The organism is Luteibacter sp. P4_E6 (genome assembly GCF_056401535.1).
This window is the reverse complement of the sequence record NZ_JBFUJE010000654.1, coordinates 1-1,975: the sequence shown is the minus strand read 5'-3', so window position 1 is coordinate 1,975 and position 1,975 is coordinate 1. Positions and strand designations below refer to the sequence as shown.

Annotated in this window: 1 protein-coding gene; it reads right to left on the bottom strand. The window is 58.2% G+C overall.

Annotation, left to right across the window (positions count from 1 at the left end; all coding sequences use genetic code 11):
* Positions 1–629: 629 nt before the first annotated feature.
* Positions 630–1,565 (bottom strand): hypothetical protein, encoded by a 936-nt coding sequence (locus AC1DT2_RS22005; protein WP_477298738.1) that lies wholly within the window; start codon positions 1,563–1,565, stop codon positions 630–632.
* Between the last annotated feature and the right edge of the window lie 410 nt (positions 1,566–1,975).

Genomic DNA, 1,975 nt, shown 5'->3' with positions numbered 1-1,975 from the left:
CAATCTGAAATCCATTGAGCCCACCCTGCGTGACAACCTTGTGCTCAGTCAAAGCGGCATCGACACATCCCGAGCACGCGCCGAGACAAGCCTGTAGGACGATTACTACAGCAATCCGCGCGGCGCACAACATCTCTATCCTCCCATCGGCCAAGGCGGCGCAATATGGCAGTGCTCAGCAACTGCGCCTGGTACGTCCGGAATGTTTACGTTTGCGTGGCCTCCATCATAGATTATGCCGAGGCACATCCTGCGAAGGCTGCCCTGCCAGCGGGCCGACTTGTCCATATTGCTCCCCTGAGGGGCCAGGCCGCCCCGTTCCGGGCGAAGGTAAGGTAGAGCGGGATCCGATGTCTGTAGGGGAACACCTACAAAACCAGAAACGTGATTACGGTCGCTATGAAGACCGTTGTCGACAAGCCAGACAAGTCCGAATCGAGCCGTACTTCAGGCGATGCTCGCGCACTAGCGGGTCCTCGCTTCGTCTGCGTAGCTCACGGCTGGCAAAGCGGGGTTTATGTGCGCTTTGGTGAGAGCCACCAGGCATGCGAGCACAGTGAGGTCGATCGTGCCAGCAAATGAGCCGCGGGGACGCACGACCTATGTGGGCCGTGCGTCCTTGGAATTACTTACTGAGTCAAACCCGCATCAATCGCCCCGGCATATGCCGCCGACAGCGTCTTCCCGTTGTAAGTCTTACCCGCCACATCGTCGTAAAGCCAAAGGAAGCCACCAGTGACGCTGCACTCATCAGCCCAGTTGGCGAACTTGCTCTGCGCACCGGGCACCGAGTCACCGCCGATCGACGAGTCGCCGATGCCGGGATAGACAGGAACGCCGCCGAAGTCCCAGCCCGAACAGGGACTATTGCCCGCGCCACCAGCGTACGCCTGGAGATGCACACCATCGACCGTACCGGCGCGCTGCCTGTTGATCTGCTTGACCACGGACGTCCAATAGGAGGCATTCGTGAAAGCGTCCGGCATGACGTGGTAACCGAGCTTGCCAAGCATCACGGAGAACGCGACGGTTGAAGCGGCGTCATAGCCATTCTCGTCATCCAGATCGATGGCGTCGATCGAAGGGATGGCTTTCTTCAGCGCCTGGAAGTTCTTGTAGAGCGTGCTCTTCTTGCCGGTGCCGCCGCCTGCGGCCGTGCTATTGACCAGGGCCTTGATGTCCTGGAAGTCGCCGAAGTTCGACGAGCCGATACTGAAAGTGATGCGTTTGACGCCAGCAGTTTTCAGGCTGGCCAGGTTGGACACGAAGTCCGGATACGTCTGGTTGCCGATATAGGCGCCGTTGGAAACGATGGGGAATTCACCGTTGAGGTTAAGGTCGCCGTTGGCCTTGACCTCGACACTCCACACGACGACCTCCGTAAAACCAGACTGACTCAGTTCGGTGATGTTGTTGTTGAGGTTCTTGTAAATGGGTCCGCCACCGAAAACGCCTATGTAGCCAGTGGTGTCGGCGAGCGATGCTGAGGAAACGGTTAATCCGGCGATCGAGAGAAGCAAAGCAGCTGTGACGCGCGTGCGCTTAAACCGAAACTTGGGACTCATTAACCTGCTCCGATGGTTGTGTATGGGGGCCACGCCACTACCCAGCGCGCACTCCGAATCCTTCGCTATCGGAGCGATGTTCCGCGTTACCCCTTTGATGGCGTGTCGTATTTTCTTACTGGGTGGATGCGGAACGCTGCAGCGCTCCGTGCCGGTTTAGATCGATCTAAATGCCGGCCTGGGAAACTCTATAGCGGTGCGTTTGGTGACGCACGCTGCGATGCAAAAGGAAGGTGATCCAGATCACACTTCATCGGCTCTCAGGAAAGAGACATCCGCCATTGCGGACCAGCGCCTTTACCTTTTCGCTCGTCTGCGTGGGGCTTCGGCTTAGTCGAGCAAGGAACTCCTTGGCGCCCCGCACGTACGATTTCGCATCGTGCTTCGCGCTCCAAAGGACGATGTTGAGC